19 protein-coding genes are annotated in these 18,178 nt (G+C 45.0%); 6 read left to right on the top strand and 13 right to left on the bottom strand.

The window, feature by feature from the left end:
• Positions 1 to 13: 13 nt before the first annotated feature.
• Together BET10_RS20605 and BET10_RS20600 are read left to right on the top strand one after the other, a co-directional pair.
• Positions 14 to 373 carry a hypothetical protein gene (locus tag BET10_RS20605; RefSeq protein ID WP_139158532.1) on the top strand — a complete coding sequence of 120 codons (360 nt, stop codon included), beginning with the start codon at positions 14 to 16 and terminating at the stop codon, positions 371 to 373.
• Positions 373 to 576: a hypothetical protein gene (locus BET10_RS20600; protein ID WP_070987953.1), complete on the top strand. Its 204-nt coding sequence runs from the start codon at positions 373 to 375 to the stop codon at positions 574 to 576. The genes BET10_RS20605 and BET10_RS20600 overlap by 1 nt, the downstream gene beginning before the upstream one ends.
• Here the strand turns inward: BET10_RS20600 and BET10_RS20595 are convergent.
• The 13 genes from BET10_RS20595 to gspC all read right to left on the bottom strand — a co-directional run bounded on the left by BET10_RS20595 (position 573) and on the right by gspC (position 12,596).
• Positions 573 to 1,160 (bottom strand): UPF0149 family protein, encoded by a 588-nt coding sequence (locus BET10_RS20595; protein ID WP_070987951.1) that lies wholly within the window; start codon positions 1,158 to 1,160, stop codon positions 573 to 575. The two genes, BET10_RS20600 and BET10_RS20595, sit on opposite strands and share 4 nt — an antisense overlap.
• An 8-nt stretch (positions 1,161 to 1,168) precedes the next feature.
• Positions 1,169 to 1,927 (bottom strand): type II secretion system protein N, encoded by a 759-nt coding sequence (locus tag BET10_RS20590; protein ID WP_070987950.1) that lies wholly within the window; start codon positions 1,925 to 1,927, stop codon positions 1,169 to 1,171.
• Position 1,928: 1 nt separating this feature from the next.
• On the bottom strand, positions 1,929 to 2,405 hold the full coding sequence (gspM, locus tag BET10_RS20585) for a type II secretion system protein GspM (protein WP_070987948.1): 477 nt from the start codon (positions 2,403 to 2,405) through the stop codon (positions 1,929 to 1,931).
• On the bottom strand, positions 2,402 to 3,610 hold the full coding sequence (gene gspL, locus BET10_RS20580) for a type II secretion system protein GspL (RefSeq protein ID WP_070987946.1): 1,209 nt from the start codon (positions 3,608 to 3,610) through the stop codon (positions 2,402 to 2,404). Before gspL ends, gspM begins: the two co-directional genes overlap by 4 nt.
• The gene (gene gspK, locus BET10_RS20575; RefSeq protein ID WP_070987944.1) at positions 3,607 to 4,587 is read right to left on the bottom strand and encodes a type II secretion system minor pseudopilin GspK; all 981 of its coding nucleotides are present in this window, start codon (positions 4,585 to 4,587) and stop codon (positions 3,607 to 3,609) included. Before gspK ends, gspL begins: the two co-directional genes overlap by 4 nt.
• Entirely contained in the window at positions 4,584 to 5,288 is a 705-nt protein-coding gene (gene gspJ / locus BET10_RS20570; RefSeq protein WP_070987984.1) for a type II secretion system minor pseudopilin GspJ, read from the bottom strand. Before gspJ ends, gspK begins: the two co-directional genes overlap by 4 nt.
• The gene (gene gspI / locus BET10_RS20565; protein WP_420820134.1) at positions 5,288 to 5,698 is read right to left on the bottom strand and encodes a type II secretion system minor pseudopilin GspI; all 411 of its coding nucleotides are present in this window, start codon (positions 5,696 to 5,698) and stop codon (positions 5,288 to 5,290) included. The genes gspJ and gspI overlap by 1 nt, the downstream gene beginning before the upstream one ends.
• Positions 5,695 to 6,291 (bottom strand): prepilin-type N-terminal cleavage/methylation domain-containing protein, encoded by a 597-nt coding sequence (locus BET10_RS20560; protein ID WP_070987942.1) that lies wholly within the window; start codon positions 6,289 to 6,291, stop codon positions 5,695 to 5,697. Before BET10_RS20560 ends, gspI begins: the two co-directional genes overlap by 4 nt.
• A 6-nt stretch (positions 6,292 to 6,297) precedes the next feature.
• Positions 6,298 to 6,723 carry a type II secretion system major pseudopilin GspG gene (gene gspG / locus BET10_RS20555; protein ID WP_070987940.1) on the bottom strand — a complete coding sequence of 142 codons (426 nt, stop codon included), beginning with the start codon at positions 6,721 to 6,723 and terminating at the stop codon, positions 6,298 to 6,300.
• Positions 6,724 to 6,791: 68 nt separating this feature from the next.
• Entirely contained in the window at positions 6,792 to 8,018 is a 1,227-nt protein-coding gene (gene gspF / locus BET10_RS20550; protein ID WP_070987938.1) for a type II secretion system inner membrane protein GspF, read from the bottom strand.
• Positions 8,019 to 8,020: 2 nt separating this feature from the next.
• The gene (gspE, locus tag BET10_RS20545; RefSeq protein WP_170829192.1) at positions 8,021 to 9,532 is read right to left on the bottom strand and encodes a type II secretion system ATPase GspE; all 1,512 of its coding nucleotides are present in this window, start codon (positions 9,530 to 9,532) and stop codon (positions 8,021 to 8,023) included.
• A gap of 55 nt (positions 9,533 to 9,587) precedes the next feature.
• Complete coding sequence (gene gspD / locus BET10_RS20540) at positions 9,588 to 11,660, bottom strand: type II secretion system secretin GspD (RefSeq protein WP_070987936.1); 2,073 nt, start codon at positions 11,658 to 11,660, stop codon at positions 9,588 to 9,590.
• A 27-nt stretch (positions 11,661 to 11,687) separates the two neighbouring features.
• Positions 11,688 to 12,596, bottom strand: coding sequence for a type II secretion system protein GspC (gene gspC / locus BET10_RS20535; protein WP_070987935.1), 909 nt, complete (start codon positions 12,594 to 12,596; stop codon positions 11,688 to 11,690).
• A gap of 209 nt (positions 12,597 to 12,805) precedes the next feature.
• Here gspC and hslR point away from each other — a divergent pair, with 209 nt between their 5' ends.
• The 4 genes from hslR (at position 12,806) to BET10_RS20515 (ending at position 18,163) form a co-directional block, all read left to right on the top strand.
• Complete coding sequence (gene hslR, locus BET10_RS20530; protein WP_070987933.1) at positions 12,806 to 13,216, top strand: ribosome-associated heat shock protein Hsp15; 411 nt, start codon at positions 12,806 to 12,808, stop codon at positions 13,214 to 13,216.
• A gap of 11 nt (positions 13,217 to 13,227) precedes the next feature.
• Complete coding sequence (gene hslO / locus BET10_RS20525; protein ID WP_070987931.1) at positions 13,228 to 14,073, top strand: Hsp33 family molecular chaperone HslO; 846 nt, start codon at positions 13,228 to 13,230, stop codon at positions 14,071 to 14,073.
• Positions 14,074 to 14,325: 252 nt separating this feature from the next.
• A complete protein-coding gene (locus BET10_RS20520; RefSeq protein WP_070987929.1) occupies positions 14,326 to 15,864 on the top strand; it encodes a phosphoenolpyruvate carboxykinase in 1,539 nt (512 codons plus the stop codon).
• 268 nt (positions 15,865 to 16,132) lie between these two features.
• Positions 16,133 to 18,163 (top strand): methyl-accepting chemotaxis protein, encoded by a 2,031-nt coding sequence (locus BET10_RS20515; protein WP_070987926.1) that lies wholly within the window; start codon positions 16,133 to 16,135, stop codon positions 18,161 to 18,163.
• The last annotated feature ends 15 nt before the right edge of the window (positions 18,164 to 18,178 follow it).

Here is an 18,178-nt window from a genome sequence, read left to right as displayed (position 1 = left end):
AGTAGCTGCAATTATGAAAAAATTCCTAATTTTTGTAGTGGTTATTGTCGCACTGTGCACAACAGAAATTGAGCTGATTAAACAACCCAGAGAGCAGTTTATTACAAATTTGATCTCAATGCTAAGCGAGTCAACCAAGGTACAACGTCCAACGGCTGCATCGCTCGCCCGTGCAAACATAGATACACAAGTATCACTTAGTGAAGAGCAAGCTGCTCATCTAGACGAAGAATTGGCTAATGACCTAGCTATGCGACAATTTTTTAAACAATATTGTTTAGAAAGAGAGATGAGCCTTTATTTTTTCACGGACAAGCTCGAAAATATCTGCGATATTGTAGAAAATGCGATGAAAAAAACAGGAACTTTGTAATGGATTTTAGTCAACTTAATAAGCAGCGTGCTGCTTCGTTTAACAAACAAAAGCAGCTACTTAAGAAACTGAGTGCAGGGCAAACCATTTGCTGTGAGCAGTGCCAAAAACCACTCAAACTCAATCTTGCTGTTGATGCCGCGCAAAAAGGTCACGTCTGTTGTGATAAGGGTTGCACCTATATCGAACTAGAAATTGCTTAGAAAGCGTCCTCATCATCATACAAGCCGCTGTCCACTGCAACCACTTCTATTAACTGCGCAAAGCCTTTGGCAAACTCACCTGCCAGTTCACTTTGCTGAGTCAAAAACTCCGTTTCGTCGCAATTGATTTGTTGGCAGTACTCACTTACCTGAGACTGAGACAGAGAGAAAAAGGCCAGTTGTTCTGTTGCAACTTGCAACGCTTCTTTGAGTTCGTTACTTAGTTTTTCGGCCGTCAAAATAGCCTCAAAGTAAGGCTGTGCCGCTGTTATAAAACCAACACTCCACTGGTGACGTGACTGATAGTCACTGTGCGCCGTCCATGGTAATTGATAATTACCAGCAAAAACCTGCTCGCTGATCTGATGATGCAAAGCCATAAATGCAAACACTACAGACTCGTCCATGTTGTCATCAGCCGCGCTGATATCATGCAACCATTGCTCAACCTCAACCGCGTTTGGACCACAGATTAAAGCAAATAAGTATCCTTTGGTCATCGCCAGCGACATAGCCTCGCTACGCGCAGCCAAATAATCCGCTAGCAGTTTTTCATGTTCAACTGTAAAACTAAAATCAAGCATAGTTATCTTTATAAATTAACCGGATAACGACCGTCAGCATCTGGACGACCCAAGAACTTAACCGCATCATGAACTTCTTTGGGTAATGAGGCATCAGGCTTAATGTTACCCGCTACGCGAAACTGGAAGTTCTCTGCCAATACAGCATCTGCTTGTAACCCTAAACGATTTTCAGGGTCTACTAACACAGAGATATCACCTGACTTGCAGCTCAAGCCTCCGGCTAACTGGCCAATATCAAACCAGCCCGTTATCCCTTCAACGGTAATACCTGGACTGCGGATCTCTCCCACTAAGGATTCACAGTACGGCATACCACTTTGGTACTGATCGATATCGAGCAGTACGCGCCCCTTAGCATTAACAGGAAGCGGCAGAGTAACCTGTGACATAGCCTGTTCAACACTAAAACGGATAGACGCATCAGACAGGCTCACTGAATGATCGAAAAGCCCTAATGTGAAATCTCCCATGCCTGATATCTCAGTTTTTTCACGCGCATTACCAAAGCGAACATTACCTTGCATATCCCCCATCAGTAAAGCCGACGCATCAATGCGCCAACGCACGTTGTTCAACTGTAAATTACTGACTCGTACTTCACTCACTTGCCCTTGCCACAAAGTGCCTGACACCGCACCTATCTGTAGACTCGGTGGAATTTGCTTATTAGCTAGCTGTAAAGCAACTGAAGCGGGCATGTTATACAAAGTAAACAGGCTAAAAGCGACGATAAAAATAAGTATTAAGCTAACTGTCTTTTTCATATTAATTCTCTAACAACAAGCGGCTAACGCGTACGTATCCGGGTGAACTATCTTGTGCCAGATCGAGGCTCTCAATTTTTACACCATATTTATTAGTCAACTCGTCCAACCAAGCAACCAACTTATTGAACTCCACTGAATCTATGGTCAATCTAAGTGCTTGGTCACTTGGTTGCATTTTGCTTATATTAATCTGATATTGATTGCGAGTACGGTTTACTAACACTGATAAGTTGCCAGATTGCATAGGCTTAGCACCGGATGCGCTACTTTTTAGTGTACCCACACTACTGCTAACCCAAGCGGCGAGCTCTTGCTGGCGCAATTTATCACGCTCTGCTTTTTCTACCGCCGCATTAAGTGGTCTGAAAACCCCCATCACTAATACAAATATGGCGAATATGACCGCAGCAACAATCAGTAGTTTCTGTTCTTGCTCCTTAAGCGAGTGCCAGTATTTTAATGCTTGCTGCTTCATGCATCACCTCTTAGTCGGATCTCACCGATCACCACATCACCATCGTTATTTAATGAACCTTGCTGTACACTCAAGCCTCTTTGTTCAAGAATTGCTTTCACTTGACCGAACACTTGGAACCCATCCGCTCTTGCACGAATGCGAAGTTCGTTACGGCGACGGTCATAACGTAGCGTCTCTGGGGTAAAGTTTTCAACCTCCCTGTATACCGCCACAAGATGATTGGTCAGCTCCAAAAAGCCACCGTGCTCTGTACCGCTTAGGCTATCCAGCTCATTCTTGATCTGGTTTCTTAGCAGGTGTGGGCGAACAACCTTACCTGGGAATGCTTGTTGGTAAGTAGCCACCGCTTGAGCTTTAAAATCATCAGCTTGTTTTTGTAACATGACCAGCTGAGTGCCTTTGACTAACACAAAGCACCCTACCGCAATGCTTGCTGCCAACAGGCCACTGCGCCAATCTTTCCACCACTGAGGCTGCTTCTTCTTCGCCGCAAAGGTACCTTGTCTTAAGTTAAACGACACTTTATCTAGCTGTTTTGCAAACAGCGCCAGTGGTAAATCGTACTCTGCTTGTTTAGCTTCTTTTGGCGCTATCTCTGGTAATGCATCCGCAGGGCTGTAATGAACAATTTTGCTCGGCTGTAACGCATAAAGGTAATCCGCGCCCCAGGTTTTTTCGATGGCACTGATATGCCATTGTCCAAAACGGCACAACCACTGTTGACCTAACTCAATTACCGATAACTCTTTTTCCTGCTGCTCTGGTAGCAACAGCGCATCAGGCAACACTCGAGCAGGTTCAATATTATGTTCATTAAACAAGGCTAACCAATCTTGTAGCCACTGCTTATTACAAATGGCTACCTCAATACTGTGTTGCTCACCTTGTAGCCCCGGTTGGCCAACCGCGATAAATAATTCATCAATATCACAAGCGACCTGCTCTTCGAGCATAAACGGCAAAGCTTGCTCTAGCTTGCGATTCCATTTTGCTGGAAGTAGCACATTCTTTAATTGCACTTGAGATGCGCTCAGTAGCAGCGTCACTTCTCTATTAACTGCCTTTTCAGCTAACTGTGGCAACTGCTCTGCGCTGTCTAATTCTCCACTGGCAATAATTTGCTCATCTATTGATGAGAAAATCAGCCAATGTATTGGGTTATTATGTGACTGACCCACTCGGATCATTAATTTTTCTGTCACTGTACGCCTCCAAATTTTCGCGCCAGTATGGTTGCTTGACCTTGATTTATTTGAATAATTGAGGTCATTGAAAAGCGTCTTTCATCAAACAATGCTTTTGCGCGTAACTTAAAATAATTACTATCTACGGTAAATAATTCTTCACTGGTTTTATCTACTTTTGCACCTTGGTTTCTCGCCTCAATGAAAAAGTCTTCAACACTATCAAACCCCTTTTCTGGACGAGCGGAAATTACTGCTTGTGCACCAGACTCACTCAGTCCATCCAATAAAGCACTGAGCAACAAGGCTTGATCGGCTATAACTGTATTGACGTTAACCTTAAGCTCGGTATTTCCTGGGATCACACACACATAAGGCTTTATCTTTTCCATCACTAGAGGATTAAAACCCTTTATCACCCGTAACTCAGACTCTGACGCAAACAGGTTATTAGCACTGAGATAAGGAGTTGTACGCGACATATATTCATCTTCTTCCGCACCTGAACGAAAGGTAATGCTGTCCTCGTCCAGCCAGTCGTACACGCTATCAGCCAGTGCTTCTTCGCTTTCGTCCAGCGGTAAGTCTTCAATATTTGTTAGCAACGACAACAACGCTTTATGCGCGGGATTCGTATCAGTACTTGAAGACCCTTGTTTTTTGGGCGCTCTTAATGCGTTCAAATTGAGGCAAGCCTGTAAGTCACTCACTTCGCCACTTAAAGTACCATGATCAACAGGGTAAGGGACCTCACTCAGCGCCCAAGGCTGATCTAGGTGGACCTTTTCTGGCTCATCTTTTTTACTCTCAAGCAGTACTTTTTTCACTAACTCTTCAGCGCCGTAGCTATACCACTTGGCTTGCTGGTGAGTTTGAATATTCTGCGCTCTTTGTACTTGTACCATCAAATCGGCTGCCATCTGTGCAGCCAATGTCGCAGCCAGTGCGACAATGAATAGAACGATGATAAGCGCTGCACCACGCTGTTGGCTCATCCTCGCCCTCCCCTATTTCTCTCATTTTGAGTGCTATCTTGCTCTCGTCGTTGGCTTTGCCCCGTTGAGTTACTATTTCGACTGCTCGATGCTTGCTGCTCTTTGCCATCTCCCGGCGTTAAAAACAAACGTCTGATTGGGGGCGTATCTTTTAGTTGCAAGGTAACCGCAACAGCCAACGGCAGCGCCTTTTTATTCCACTCTTCTTGCCATTTTTGCTTATCATCAAGAAACTCAAACTTGAGCTCCTCAACATTTTTTATTACCACTTGTGAGCGAGGCTCTGCACCGTCCAGCTCATCAACGTAAATTCGATAAATTCGTTCTAAATTGTCATCAATTACACGATAACCAACCGCTTGTAGCTCTGAACGTGGTAACAGGCTGATTGGATTCGTCCAACCATCTCGTACGAAGGCAATACCATCATATTGACTTTGCAATTCGAAGCGGCCATGCAGCACATAGCTTGGATTGGTATCGCCCGCCTCATTACGCACTTCGCGCTTGGTCATTTGGCTAAAATCTTGGTCCATCAATCGAAACGTGGTCTGCAAAGATTCCAGCTCTGCAATGGTTTCTTCAGATGCTTCTTTTGCTTTGATGGTTGAATCGAGGATCTGATGTGTTGCCATCACGACAAAAGCCAGTATTCCCAATGCAACCATTACTTCAAGCAACGTAAAACCACGCTGGCGCATCATGACTTATCCTTGAGCATGAAAGTTGTTAGGTCATACACTGAGTATTTAAGACCTTCATCGCTAAAAATCTCTATATTAACTTTCACAAAACTGGGATCCGCAGTTGCCGTTACCTTTTGCTGCCAATACCAGACTCGCTCTGCTAATTCTTCTTCGCCTTTGAGGCCATTTTTGCCTTGCCAGTCGCTGCCTCCGGAGCGCATTTCGACCAGTCGGTTCTCTGCAACCCAAGAAGCATATGTTTGCTCCTCAAGTGTTGAGATATGGGTAATGTGCTCCCCCGTCACCTGCATCGCTGCGATTCCGGCCATGGCGCAGATGCTCATTGCCACCATCACTTCCAGTAACGTAAACCCTTTCGCTGCGTTACCCGCTATATTTTTTACCAGCCCAGTTACGCGCATCATTCTTCAGGTTCCTTGCGCAGCTTAACCGGCGCCATAAACTCGCCTTCAATGAAATAAACCGGTTCGCTTTGCTGTGCCAACTCTATTGTCAATTGAAACGCACTTACTTCACCAGAAGATAAAATAAGCACTTGAGGCACTTTGAGTTTTTTCAGTTCCAGTAAACTTTCCTCGTCACTGGTCCCCATTAACTCGCGCCAATTTGATTGCTCTAATAAGTTATCTTGCGCCCACGCCAAATCTTCAATGTTGAGGGCAACTCGGTATTCTTCGCCAAATTCTATTGGTTTGTATAATTCTTCAGCTTCAAACGTTGCCCATTTATCACCATCAAATACCAACATCTCAAGTACATTTTTATCAAGGTGAAAACCCAGCTCCACCTGATTCAAAACTGCAAACTCCGATGCCATATTGATCACACCATGCGTTTTGAGTGCTTGTTTTTCCAGCTCTTCCTCGATATCGCCACCAAAGCTATAGGTCACCATTTTGGTAGCAAATGCGATGATCACGATCACCACGAGAATTTCTATTAAGCTAAACCCTCGTGGTTGAACCAAAGCGGTATGTCGACGTGATAAAGACTTCATATAGGTTTAACGCTGTGTCTCGTCGTCCCAGTTACCAATGTCGTCATCGGTACCTACTTCGCCGTCTGGACCCATTGAGAAGATGTCGATTTTACCCATTTCTCCTGGGCTCACTAGTTGGTATGGATTGCCCCATGGATCTTCCGGAAGCTTAGAGATAAAGCCACCATCAGGGAAACGTTTTGGTACTGGGTCAATGGTTGTCTGATTGACCAGTGCTTCTAACCCCTGCTCAGTAGTTGGGAAGGCCTTGTTTTTTAGCTTGTACATATTCATTGCATCTTCTAATTGCTGAATATCTAACTTAGCTTTATCCAAAGCTGCTTCTTCTTGTTGGCCCATAATGTTTGGTGCCACGATAGACATGATCATACCAATGATCACCAGTACTACCATTACTTCTAGTAATGAAAAACCTGCTTGCTTTTTCACGATATTTTCCCTCAAAAGTTAAACTCTGTGCAGCATGAGTAAGACATGCTGAAATGTTTGTTATGGGCTTATAAGCCCACTGCCTTATTCATCGCCATGATTGGCTGTAATATTGCCATTACAATGAACAACACGATTACCGCCATGCTTGCTATCATAGCGGGTTCCAGTAACTTTAACGATACGTTGACCATGCTTTCAAACTCACGATCTTGGTTATTGGCGGCACGCTCTAGCATTTGTTCCAATTCACCCGATTTTTCACCACTGGCTATCATGTGCAGCATCATAGGTGGAAACAACTTGGTTTGATGCAACGCGGCTCGTAAACTTGCCCCTTCACTGACTCGTGTTGCAGCCTCAGCGACAGCGGCTTTGATTTTTTCATTCTCAAGCACCTGTCCTGAGATTTTCATCCCTTCAAGTAATGGCACTGAACTGGATGATAGGATACTCAATGTGCGTGCAAACCTCGCGGTATTAATGCCTCGGCTAACTTTACCAATGCCAGGCAGCATCAACATTTTGCTATCAAACCAAAAACGGAATTTGGGTTGCGTTAACGCGCGTTTGAACAGCACCATACTGCTGGTTAACACCACTAAGGTGATCAACCAATAATCCTGCACAAAATTACTCGCAGCCATCACCCACTCTGTGGTCCATGGCAAAACCTGCTTTGATTTCTCAAATGTTTTCAATATCTTTGGCACAACCGTGCCGAGCAAAACCGATACGATTGCAATCGCAAAAATTACCAAAATGGTGGGGTAAACCATCGCCTGCGTAATTTGGCTACGCATATGCTGGCGCTGTTCGGTGTAATCGGCAAGTCGGTTCAGTACCTCATCAAGGTGTCCTGACTTTTCACCCGCCGCCACCATTGAGCGATACAAGTTATCGAAAACATGTGGAAACTCAGACATACCGTCGGCTAGGGTATAACCTTCTACAACCTTTGAGCGCACCGACATCAGCATTCGCTTCAGTCTTGGTTTTTCGCACTGCTCCGCAACGGCCATCACTGCCGCTTCTACAGGTAAAGAAGACTGGATCAAAGTCGCCAATTGACGTGTGATCAAAGCAAGATCTGCCACCGACGGCTTGTAGCCTTGAAACAACTTAAAGCCCCCACCACTTTGCTGCTTGTCTTTTTCAGCAGCAGGCGAGACTTCCAGCGGCATCATCGCCTTTTCACGCAGCATTTGCCTGACTTGCTTGGCGGTATCAGCTTCTAAAATCCCTGATTTTTCTTTGCCTTTTCCATCTAAGGCTCGATACTCAAACGCCGCCATAACTAACCTTCCTCACGTGTTACACGCAATACTTCTTCCAAGGTAGTTTGACCTTTGAGTACCCTTGCAATACCGTCTTGGCGAATGCTTGGGCTGTTTTTGCGAATGTACTTTTCTACTGCCTGTTCACCTTTACCGTTGTGAATAAGCTCACGAATGGTTTCATCCACCACCAGTAGTTCATGAATACCTGTACGGCCTTTATAACCATTAAAGTTACACTCTTCACAACCTACCGCGCGATAAATCATGACCGGTTCGTCTTGCGATACGCCAAGCAACTCGCACTCACGTGCATCAGCCTGATGTGCTTCTTTACAGCTTGGGCATAATGTTCTAACTAAGCGCTGTGATAACACACCCAATAGTGATGATGACAATAAGAATGGCTCAACACCCATGTCTTCCATCCGCGTAATGGCACCCGCTGCCGTGTTGGTATGCAGGGTAGACATTACCAAGTGACCAGTTAGTGATGCTTGTACCGCAATTTGTCCGGTTTCTAAATCTCGGATCTCACCGACCATCACCACATCCGGATCCTGACGTAAAATCGCACGTAAACCTCGTGCAAATGTCATGTCGACCTTAGTGTTTACCTGAGTTTGACCGATGCCAGGGATCTCATATTCAATCGGGTCTTCAACCGTCAAAATGTTGCGATCTTTTGAGTTGATCTGGCTCATGCCCGCGTACAAGGTGGTACTTTTACCTGAACCCGTTGGACCTGTCACAAGAATAATACCATGAGGCTTGTTGATGATGTCTGCGAACAACTCACGGTTGCGCTCCGTCATACCTAAGTCTTCTAGGTTTAGACGAGCATTGTTTTTATCAAGTAGACGCAGCACCACACGCTCACCAAAGCTTGAAGGCATGGTTGATACACGCACATCAACCGCACGTCCCGCAATACGTAGGCTAATACGGCCATCTTGCGGAATACGCTTTTCCGCGATATCCAGTTTTGCCATAACCTTGATACGAGAGACCAATAGTGATGCCAGTTTTCGGTTTGGTTTTAGAACTTCTTTTAGCACGCCATCAACACGGAAACGGATCACCAAAGATTGCTCAAAGGTCTCAATGTGAATATCCGACGCCCCTTCTTTGATGGCTTCACTGAGCATGGCGTTGATCAGCTTAATAATTGGTGCATCGTCATCCGCCGCCAACAAGTCTTCGGTTTGTGGCAACTCTTCAGCAAGCGAGAATAAATCTACCTCGTTGCCGATGTCTTCCATCATCTGTTGGGTTTCAGAGCTATCTCTTTGATATGACGCCTCAAGTAATAACTCAAACTTATCGTCATCTAGTTGCTCTAAAGTAAATGCTTCGCCCGCAACGCGTCTCACCTCAAGTAAGGTGGTCACATCCAGTTCACCGCGATAGTAAACAACCAGACCATCCGGTTGTTTACTCAATAGCATTCCTTCTCGACGTGCATACGCAAATGGCAGTCGCAGAGGCGAGTGCGCCACATGCTCAGAGTGCTCTAGCACGTCCGCTGGCATTTCTTGTGTAGATAACTCACTAACAGGCACTTCAGTAACTGCCTCTACCTTGCTATCAGTCATCATTGCTACGCTCATTATTATTTTGCTTGTCTAGGTACTCTTCGTAAGTAGGTGGCAATACCAGCGCATCATTCCACTCAGGTAGCACAGGTGTTTGCTCAAATGGCATAAGCTCGATGCCATCTTCTTGCTGGATCTGCTGCTCAGTACGAATAAAGTTGTACTTAGAGTGGCTTAGTTTGTTCATACTGCGGCTATCACGAATGATAGTCGGACGGATGAACACCAATAAATTACGCTTACGTTTGGTGGTGCCCGTTGATTTGAACAAGTGACCTAATACTGGAATATCACCAAGTAGTGGCACCTTAGAAACACTTTCTTGTACGTCTTCATCAATCAAACCACCTAAAATTACCATGCCGCCATCGTCGGCAATTACCGTGGTATTAATCGCACGTTTGTTTACTGCAATATCCACCGCCGTGGCACCACTGACGCTTGACACTTCTTGTTCAATGGTAAGCTGTACCGCCGAACCATCGTTAATTTGTGGCGTGACTTTTAATTTAATACCCACTTCTTGACGGTCTACCGTTTGGAATGGGTTAGAGTTGTTATCACCTGAGGTAGAGCCAGTGATCACAGGTACTTCCTGACCGACAATCATAGACGCTTCTTCGTTGTCCATGGTGGTTACAGAAGGCGTAGCAAGAATGTTTGATTTGGTATCACTAGAGATGGCTTGAACAATCGCGCCCCAGTCGTTTTTGATAATCCCCATGGCCAAACCATTTACACCGCCGAGTAACTGGCCGAGAGGCCCTAAGTCACCTTCAACGGTTTCAGTATATGCCGTTGCCTTGCCACTTTCTTGACCAATGACATTTTTAGTAATTTCTTTGTCTCTCGCCTGCTCCGCCGCAACCGCCAATGAACCAATGGGTACAGCACTGCCGTTGTTAAACTGCAACATGCCACCCTTTTCTGAGATCCACTGCAAGCCAAAGTTAATACCATCGCTCTCCAGTACTTCCACCACGATGGCCTCAACCAATACCTGCGCACGACGAATATCAAGCTGTTCAATCACCTGTGATAGCGAACGCATGGTGTCAGGTTGGGCAGTAATCACTAGTGAGTTTGAATCTTGGTGCGCTTCAATGCTGGTTTCATTTTTATTAGTACGGCTGCTACGGGTATTATTGGCGCCGCCCTGTGCATCTTCTTGCAGGGTTTTGCTCACACCTTGAAGTACTTTTACTAAGTCTTCAGCTTTGGCGTAGTTAAGGTAGAACACCTTGGTGTTACCTTGGTTTTCCAACTCATTATCAAGGCGTTTGATTAAATCTGTTGCACGGCTACGCGCCTGAGACTCACCACTGACGATCACACTGTTGGTACGGCTATCAGCCACCACTTTGGGGATCAAAAAGTCAGGAATTGCACCCTTGCCGCTATCTTTATAGATATTTTCAACAACCGATACCACGTCATCGGCGGTCGCATGGTTAAGTTTTACGATATCAACACGCTTGTCGCCGGCTTGGTCAACCGACTTGATGATATCAACTAAGCGGTTTACTGACGCTGCGTGCCCGGTCAACATCATCACGTTTGCTGAGTTTAAGTTAGTAACATGACCACCGTCTTTTTGGTCACTGAATTGACGAATAAGCGGGCCAAGTTCTTGTACGCTTACATTCTTTACGCGTACCACTCGGGTGATCATCACATCTCCGTTGCCCATTTCTTCGCCTTCAACCAGCGGTACGTTACCTTTTTTACCGTCAGAGCTACGTACAACCTTAAGCACGCCACTTTGCATCTCAGTAACCGAGTAGCCATAGACTTCAAGAACGTTTAAAAAGAACTGGTAATACAGCGACTCATCCATCAACTCGTAACTACGCACATTAATGTTGCCACGCACGTTCGGGTCAATAATGATGGTTTTATTCAAGTTCTTGCCAACGATATTAATAAACTCGTTAATATCGGTTCCTTTGAAGTTGGCAGCATACTCAACAGCAGATACAGAAAGCGACAATCCAGCTGCTAACATCAGAGCCGCATATCTAGCTAACCCTTTTTTGATTTTTGTGAGGTGTAGCTTTTTACCCATTATTTTTAAACTCCAAATTTACTATTGTTACAGGCTAAATTGTACGCTCATGACTTGGCCATCACGCTCTATGGTAATGGTTGCATCTGTGCTGTTTCTTAGCTCATTCATGGCTGACATAGCCTGTTTCATATCCGTGAGTTGATAGCCATTGATAGCAACAGCTAAATCATTATTTTTTAGACCCATTTTGCTGAACAAGGCAGGGTCTTTGCCAGGGCTCAAGCGGTAGCCTAATAACTGGCCTGCGCTGCGATGTGGCGTGATGCGAATATAATCGAGTAGTTTGCCTGGGTCTTTCAACAGCTCATCTTTTTTCTGTTCTAGTTCACTTGGAACCTCACGACGAACTAATTGAGAACCGCCACTTCGAGATGGACGCTCCTGCACTGAAGATTTAGGCGCCACAGGCATCGCTACATTCGTGGAGTATTCAAGCCCATCGAGCATGAGCGTTTCAAAACGGCCACTCACATCTAGAATAACGCGATCCGGTAACACTTGGGCCAATTTAGCACGCGTGCCTTCAATCGCTTCTTGAACTTCGTAAGTGGTTTGTCGACCTTGAGATTCAATAATGGCAAGGCCTGCTCTGTCATTTAAACTCACTGCGACTATCCCCGTTAAACGCACATTGAGTGCAGTTTGAGGCGCATCAGAAACAATAGCTTTGGGTTGTTCTTTAGGCTTACTACCAGCATCACCAAATAAGTTTTGTTGAATGATTGATTGGCTATTCACAGCTGAACTGGTTGAGGCATAAACCGAAGACATTGAAGGTAATGGCTGCGTGACAGGCTGAGGCCAAACCAACCAAAAAAGCTGAGACATTAAATAAGCGATATAAACAACAGCTAAATAAACCACTAAACGACTGAGTTTTGCATGGGGTAGCCCAAGCAATACTTTTTGTAACTGTTGTATTTGTAATTCCATATCCGTCTTTTCTTATTCTATTGAGCTTCCCAGTGTACCTTTTCAGTGTAAATTCAACAAGCGCACTAATATGACAGTTTGTCTGCACTGAGTGGTCAGCGGGCATCCCTTTGAACACAATACATCGCGAGAGTTCCACGACCTTTTTTTGAACATTGAAATATGCTAAATTTGTCGCATTATTCCACATTCTTTATGGTTAATAAATTGTGACTAAAAAAACCCTTGAACAACCACAGCAAAATGGTGCCGTCAGGCTAGACAAATGGCTATGGGCTGCACGATTTTACAAGACTCGAGCGATCGCTCGAGAAATGGTCCAAGGGGGTAAAGTACACTATAACGGGCAACGCTGTAAACCCAGTAAGTTAGTTGAACTTGGTGCCACCATTAAGCTAGCACAAGGGTTTGATGAAAAAGAAGTGACTGTTTTGGTGTTACTCGACAAACGTCAATCAGCGCCAATTGCCCAGCAATCTTACCGAGAATCGGAACAAAGTGTTAAAAAGCGCGAACAAAACGCAATAGCGCGCAAGAACAACAGCTTTTTTGCACCACATCCTGTTAACAAACCGGACAAAAAGCAAAGACGCGAATTACTCAAATTGAAATCAAGCTAGGATTTAAATAAATGCAACCTGATTTACTCCACCGCTATATTTTCGAAAAACTCGATGTACGCGGCGAACTGGTACAAATAGATCATACCTTTAATGAGATCATTGCTGGACATGACTATCCCCAAGCAGTGCAAGCATTACTGGGTGAGCTATTAGTTGCGACCAGTTTATTGACGGCCACTTTGAAGTTTGAAGGTGACATCGCCGTACAGTTACAAGGCGACGGCCCAGTAAAGTATGCGGTTATCAATGGTGATCACCAGCAAAACATGCGTGGTGTTGCGCGCTTACAAAGCGAAGTTGCTGGGACCACAATCTCAGAGCTAATGGGTAAAGGGTATATGGTCATTACCATTACACCAACCAAAGGCGAGCGTTATCAAGGTATCGTGCCTCTCACCTCTGATTCTTTGGCTGAGTGTCTAGAAGATTACTTTACGCAATCAGAACAACTTAAAACTCGCCTATGGTTTGCAACCAGCACCGAAGGGGAACGTGTTAAAGCTGCGGGTCTATTCTTACAGGTACTGCCAGTTGATAAAGAAAAGTCACAAGAAGACTTTGTACATCTTGAAGCGCTGAGCAACACCATTAAAGATGAAGAGCTGTTGGATTTAGACGCGCAAACCGTACTGACACGTTTATATCACGAAGATAATCCGCAATTGTTTGAGCCACAGGAGATTAACTTCGTGTGTGGTTGTAGTCGCGAAAAAACAATTAATGCTTTGGTGAATGTAGGTCAAGAAGCACTGCTTGCGGATATTGAAAAGCAAGGTGAGATCAACATCAGCTGTCATTACTGCTTGAAAAACTACGTTTTCAGCAAAGACGATATTAAGGCAATATTTAACTAAATCTACCTTAGCGAATGTTTCCATAATAAAGCCGTCAAAACGACGGCTTTATTGTTAGGAAAAAATGACACCGGTATCACAAATTTAGTAATTTTCATGACACCGGTATCATTGAAATTATTTAAGTTTTTTGACGTTTTTATGCCTTTTTAGCGCCTCCAAAAGCTCGAATATCTCAAAACCATCTGGTACTATAAATTCAGCTTAAGAACTCAGAGCTATCCCGTTCAATTCTCACATTTAGGTAATAACATGACTTCAAGCGCTACTCGTTTTGTCGATTTAACTGCAGCCGAACTTGTCGAACACGCCATTAGCCGTGGTGAAGGCACTTTAGCCGCAAATGGGGCTTTCGTAGCTAAAACTGGCCGTCGTACAGGCCGTTCACCAAGTGATCGTTTTATCGTAAAAGAGCCAAGCACTGAAAACGACATCCAATGGGGCAACGTTAACCGCCCATTCGATGCGGAAAAATTTAATGCACTATGGGCTCGTGTTGAAGCACACGTACAAAGCAATGACCACTTCGTCTCTCACCTTGAAGTGGGTGCAGATCCAGAGCACTATTTACCAGTTGTAGTAACTACTGAAACTGCTTGGCACCATATTTTTGCTAAAAACATGTTTATTGAACCTGAGCGTTATAATGCAGCTGACTTACCTCAGTGGCATGTAATGAATGTACCTTCATTTGTTTGTGACCCAGAGCGCGATGGCACCAACAGTGATGGTACCGTGATCATCAACTTTGCAGAGCGTAAAGTACTGCTTGCTGGTATGCATTATGCTGGTGAAATGAAAAAATCAATGTTCTCGGTACAGAACTTCCTACTTCCAGCCAAAGGCGTATTGCCAATGCACTGTAGTGCAAACGTGGGCGAAGCGGGCGACACTGCGCTGTTCTTCGGTTTATCTGGTACAGGTAAAACAACCCTATCAGCTGACCCTACTCGCTTCCTAATCGGTGATGACGAGCACGGCTGGGCACCTGGCAGTGTATTTAACATTGAAGGGGGTTGTTACGCTAAGTGTATCGACCTATCACAAAAGAATGAACCTGTGATCTGGAACGCTATCAAGTTCGGTACCATCTTAGAAAACGTCGTACTTGACGAAAACCGTGTACCTGATTTCAACGACACGAGCCTAACGCAAAACACTCGCGCAGCTTACCCGCTTGAGCACGTAGAAAAGCGCAAAGTAGAAAACCGCGCTGGCGAGCCAAAGGCTGTAGTATTCTTAACCTGTGACGTAAGCGGCGTATTGCCTCCGGTATCTGTACTGTCTGAAGAAGCTGCGGCTTACCACTTCCTAAGTGGTTACACAGCTAAAGTAGGTTCAACTGAAATCGGTTCAACCGCTGACATCGAGTCAACGTTCTCGACTTGTTTTGGCGCACCTTTCTTCCCGCGTCCAGCAGGCGTTTACGCAGAACTTCTTATGAAACGCGTACGTGAGTTTGGCGCAAAAGTTTACTTAGTAAATACTGGCTGGACTGGTGGTCCTTACGGTATTGGTAAGCGTTTTGATATTCCAACCACGCGTGCCGTTGTAGATGCTATCGTATCAGGCAAATTGGCTGACGTTGAAACCACTCACATTGAGTCGCTAAACTTAGACGTACCAGTCGCGGTACCTGGTGTAGACAGCGCCTTACTTAACCCAATTAATACTTGGGAAGACAAAGGTAAATACGCTGAATATGCCGCTAAACTGGCTGCGGACTTTAAAGAAAACTTCGAAAAATACGATGTTTCTGACGCCATCAAACAGGCGGGTCCTCGCGGCTAATTACCGACTCGGTAAACCATTCGGTATACCAATTCCTTTATCAAAAGCGCCCCTCGTTGGGCGTTTTTTTGTTGTCTTATCTATTGTGTTACACCTGCCTGCCTTCTTTAATTACGCATATACGAACCTTACCTACATAGCGCTTTTGTGTGAAATAATCCTGACAATCAGCCATACTGAAAATACATCGCTCAGCGCAAATGGTAGCAAAGCAGAAACAGATATGGTTTGATTATAGTTTGCGCATTACCAAGAAAAAGAACATACCATGCTTGAAAATTTATCTCTGAGGAAAAAGATCCTCCTGCTTATAGGCGGCACAATTTCAGTGTTGTTGATTATTGCATCGGGCTATTTTGTGAATCACATTGCGACTTTGTCGCGACAAGGTGTGGAGCGCGAGGCTCAAAGCTACTTACATGGCGAAAAACTTTCGATGGAGTCATTTTTCGCACAATACGGTAAACTGGTTAAGTCATTTATTACCAGCCCGCATATGATTGCCTTTTTTGAGCAATACGATACCCGAGAAAGCGACCTAGCCTCATTTGCAGGCTATGAAAATATCAATAAAGATTTCATTCGCATCAGTAGCGACGATGAAAATGTGCTATCAGCTTTCTTTGGCTCTGCCAAAACAGGCGAGTACTTCAAAGAAAATGAACGCACGTCAAAATTCGCCGATGGTAAGCCTTATTACACCTACAAACGAGGGTGGTGGCAAGACGCACTAAGCAACAATGGCTTGTACGTAGGTACACCTACGGTTGATATTAATACCGGTGCCGTATCTGCGGTAGTACAACAGCCGGTGCGTAATAGCCGAGGTGAATTGGTGGGTATTGGCGGTGTGGATTTACAAATTAACCGTATCAGTGCACTGGTAGAAGACATTCGCTTTAATAATCAAGGCTATGGCTTTTTGCTAGACAGCAACTTTAAAGTCGTTCACCTGTCGAAGCGAACCGGTCATGATCTATCAATTACCGACGAAGGCCCAAATGGTAAAGAAGGCCTAGAGGCGCTGGAGCAGCGCTTTGCCGATACTCACGGTTTTAGCCAGCTTAATCAGAAAATGAAAACTAACAAGTCGGGCACCGCCCTTGTTACCCTCAAAGGTAAAGAATACTACGCGCTATTTAATAGGGTAGAGCTGGAAACCCCAATTTTAGATTGGCATTTGGGCATTCTCATTCCAGTCAGTTTAATTGAAGAACCGGTAGAGCAAGCGGTAATGACCACCATCACCGCAGTGATCATTATTCTTGCTATCGTTGTCGCCATGATCTGGTGGGCGACACATATGATAGCTAAACCGATTACTATGTTAACCATGACCATGCGCGATATCGCCTCGGGCGATGGTGACTTGACCCAGCGTATTAATATCACCAGCCAAGATGAAGTGGGTCAGCTGGCTCATCACATGAATACCTTCATCGATAAACTACGTGCCATGATGTTAGACACCGCAGCGCAGGCATCACAATTAGGTAATGCCGCAGCGCAATTGAGTGAGGTATCATCTAGTACCAACTCTGAAATTCAACAAGAAAAAGAGCAGGTAGACAGCGTGAGTGCAGCGGTTACTGAAATGGCTGCCACGGTAACGGAGATTTCCCGCAATGCTCAAGAAACCAACCAAGCGGCCGAAACTGTACAGCGCATGACCCAAGATGGGGCTACTCGCTCAAACCAAGCACAACAAGTGATGACCGAGCTATCGGCGCACATTGGAGAAGCAGCCAAAGTGGTTTCTGGCTTAGAGCAAGAAACCAGTAACATCGGCGCGGTTATTGATGTGATCAATGGTATTGCCGAGCAAACTAACCTGCTGGCATTGAATGCCGCAATTGAAGCAGCACGAGCGGGTGAGCAAGGCCGAGGCTTTGCAGTGGTTGCCGATGAAGTGCGTTCTCTGGCGAGTCGTACACAAGAGTCTACCGATGATATTCGCAACATGATCTCACGCTTACAACAAATTGCTCAGCAAGCGTCCGGCATGATGCAACAAGGTCAGGAGCAGGCACAAAGTACCGTAGAACAAACGCAAGGGGTACTTGACTCATTAAGAGAGATTGCAGACTCAGTGACAACGGTACAAGATCAAAGCCATCAAATCGCAACCTCAACCGAAGAACAAACCGTGGTCGCCGAAGACATCAACAACAGTCTTAATACCATTAATGATTTGGTCAACAGTACGGCACACCATGCGCATACACTGGCCGGTGAAGCCAAAGAGTTAAATGACCTAGCAAAAGCACTCAATAGCACGGTTAATCAATTTAAGCTTTAACCCCCGTGTGATGTG

The organism is Pseudoalteromonas amylolytica, assembly GCF_001854605.1.
Classification (GTDB): Bacteria; Pseudomonadota; Gammaproteobacteria; order Enterobacterales; family Alteromonadaceae; genus Pseudoalteromonas; species Pseudoalteromonas amylolytica.
The sequence above is the reverse complement of the archived record's forward strand: the minus strand, read 5'-3'. Positions and strand labels throughout refer to the sequence as shown.

What these genes read in the sequence shown, in the direction of transcription:
- BET10_RS20605 (WP_139158532.1), top strand. Translation starts at nt 14, where the DNA reads ATGAAAAAATTCCTAATTTTTGTAGTGGTTATTGTCGCACTGTGCACA.
- BET10_RS20600 (WP_070987953.1), top strand. Translation starts at nt 373, where the DNA reads ATGGATTTTAGTCAACTTAATAAGCAGCGTGCTGCTTCGTTTAACAAA.
- BET10_RS20595 (WP_070987951.1), bottom strand. Translation starts at nt 1,160, where the DNA reads ATGCTTGATTTTAGTTTTACAGTTGAACATGAAAAACTGCTAGCGGAT.
- BET10_RS20590 (WP_070987950.1), bottom strand. Translation starts at nt 1,927, where the DNA reads ATGAAAAAGACAGTTAGCTTAATACTTATTTTTATCGTCGCTTTTAGC.
- gspM (WP_070987948.1), bottom strand. Translation starts at nt 2,405, where the DNA reads ATGAAGCAGCAAGCATTAAAATACTGGCACTCGCTTAAGGAGCAAGAA.
- gspK (WP_070987944.1), bottom strand. Translation starts at nt 4,587, where the DNA reads ATGAGCCAACAGCGTGGTGCAGCGCTTATCATCGTTCTATTCATTGTC.
- gspJ (WP_070987984.1), bottom strand. Translation starts at nt 5,288, where the DNA reads ATGCGCCAGCGTGGTTTTACGTTGCTTGAAGTAATGGTTGCATTGGGA.
- gspI (WP_420820134.1), bottom strand. Translation starts at nt 5,698, where the DNA reads ATGATGCGCGTAACTGGGCTGGTAAAAAATATAGCGGGTAACGCAGCG.
- BET10_RS20560 (WP_070987942.1), bottom strand. Translation starts at nt 6,291, where the DNA reads ATGAAGTCTTTATCACGTCGACATACCGCTTTGGTTCAACCACGAGGG.
- gspF (WP_070987938.1), bottom strand. Translation starts at nt 8,018, where the DNA reads ATGGCGGCGTTTGAGTATCGAGCCTTAGATGGAAAAGGCAAAGAAAAA.
- gspE (WP_170829192.1), bottom strand. Translation starts at nt 9,532, where the DNA reads ATGCCAGCGGACGTGCTAGAGCACTCTGAGCATGTGGCGCACTCGCCT.
- gspD (WP_070987936.1), bottom strand. Translation starts at nt 11,660, where the DNA reads ATGGGTAAAAAGCTACACCTCACAAAAATCAAAAAAGGGTTAGCTAGA.
- gspC (WP_070987935.1), bottom strand. Translation starts at nt 12,596, where the DNA reads ATGGAATTACAAATACAACAGTTACAAAAAGTATTGCTTGGGCTACCC.
- hslO (WP_070987931.1), top strand. Translation starts at nt 13,228, where the DNA reads ATGCAACCTGATTTACTCCACCGCTATATTTTCGAAAAACTCGATGTA.
- BET10_RS20520 (WP_070987929.1), top strand. Translation starts at nt 14,326, where the DNA reads ATGACTTCAAGCGCTACTCGTTTTGTCGATTTAACTGCAGCCGAACTT.
- BET10_RS20515 (WP_070987926.1), top strand. Translation starts at nt 16,133, where the DNA reads ATGCTTGAAAATTTATCTCTGAGGAAAAAGATCCTCCTGCTTATAGGC.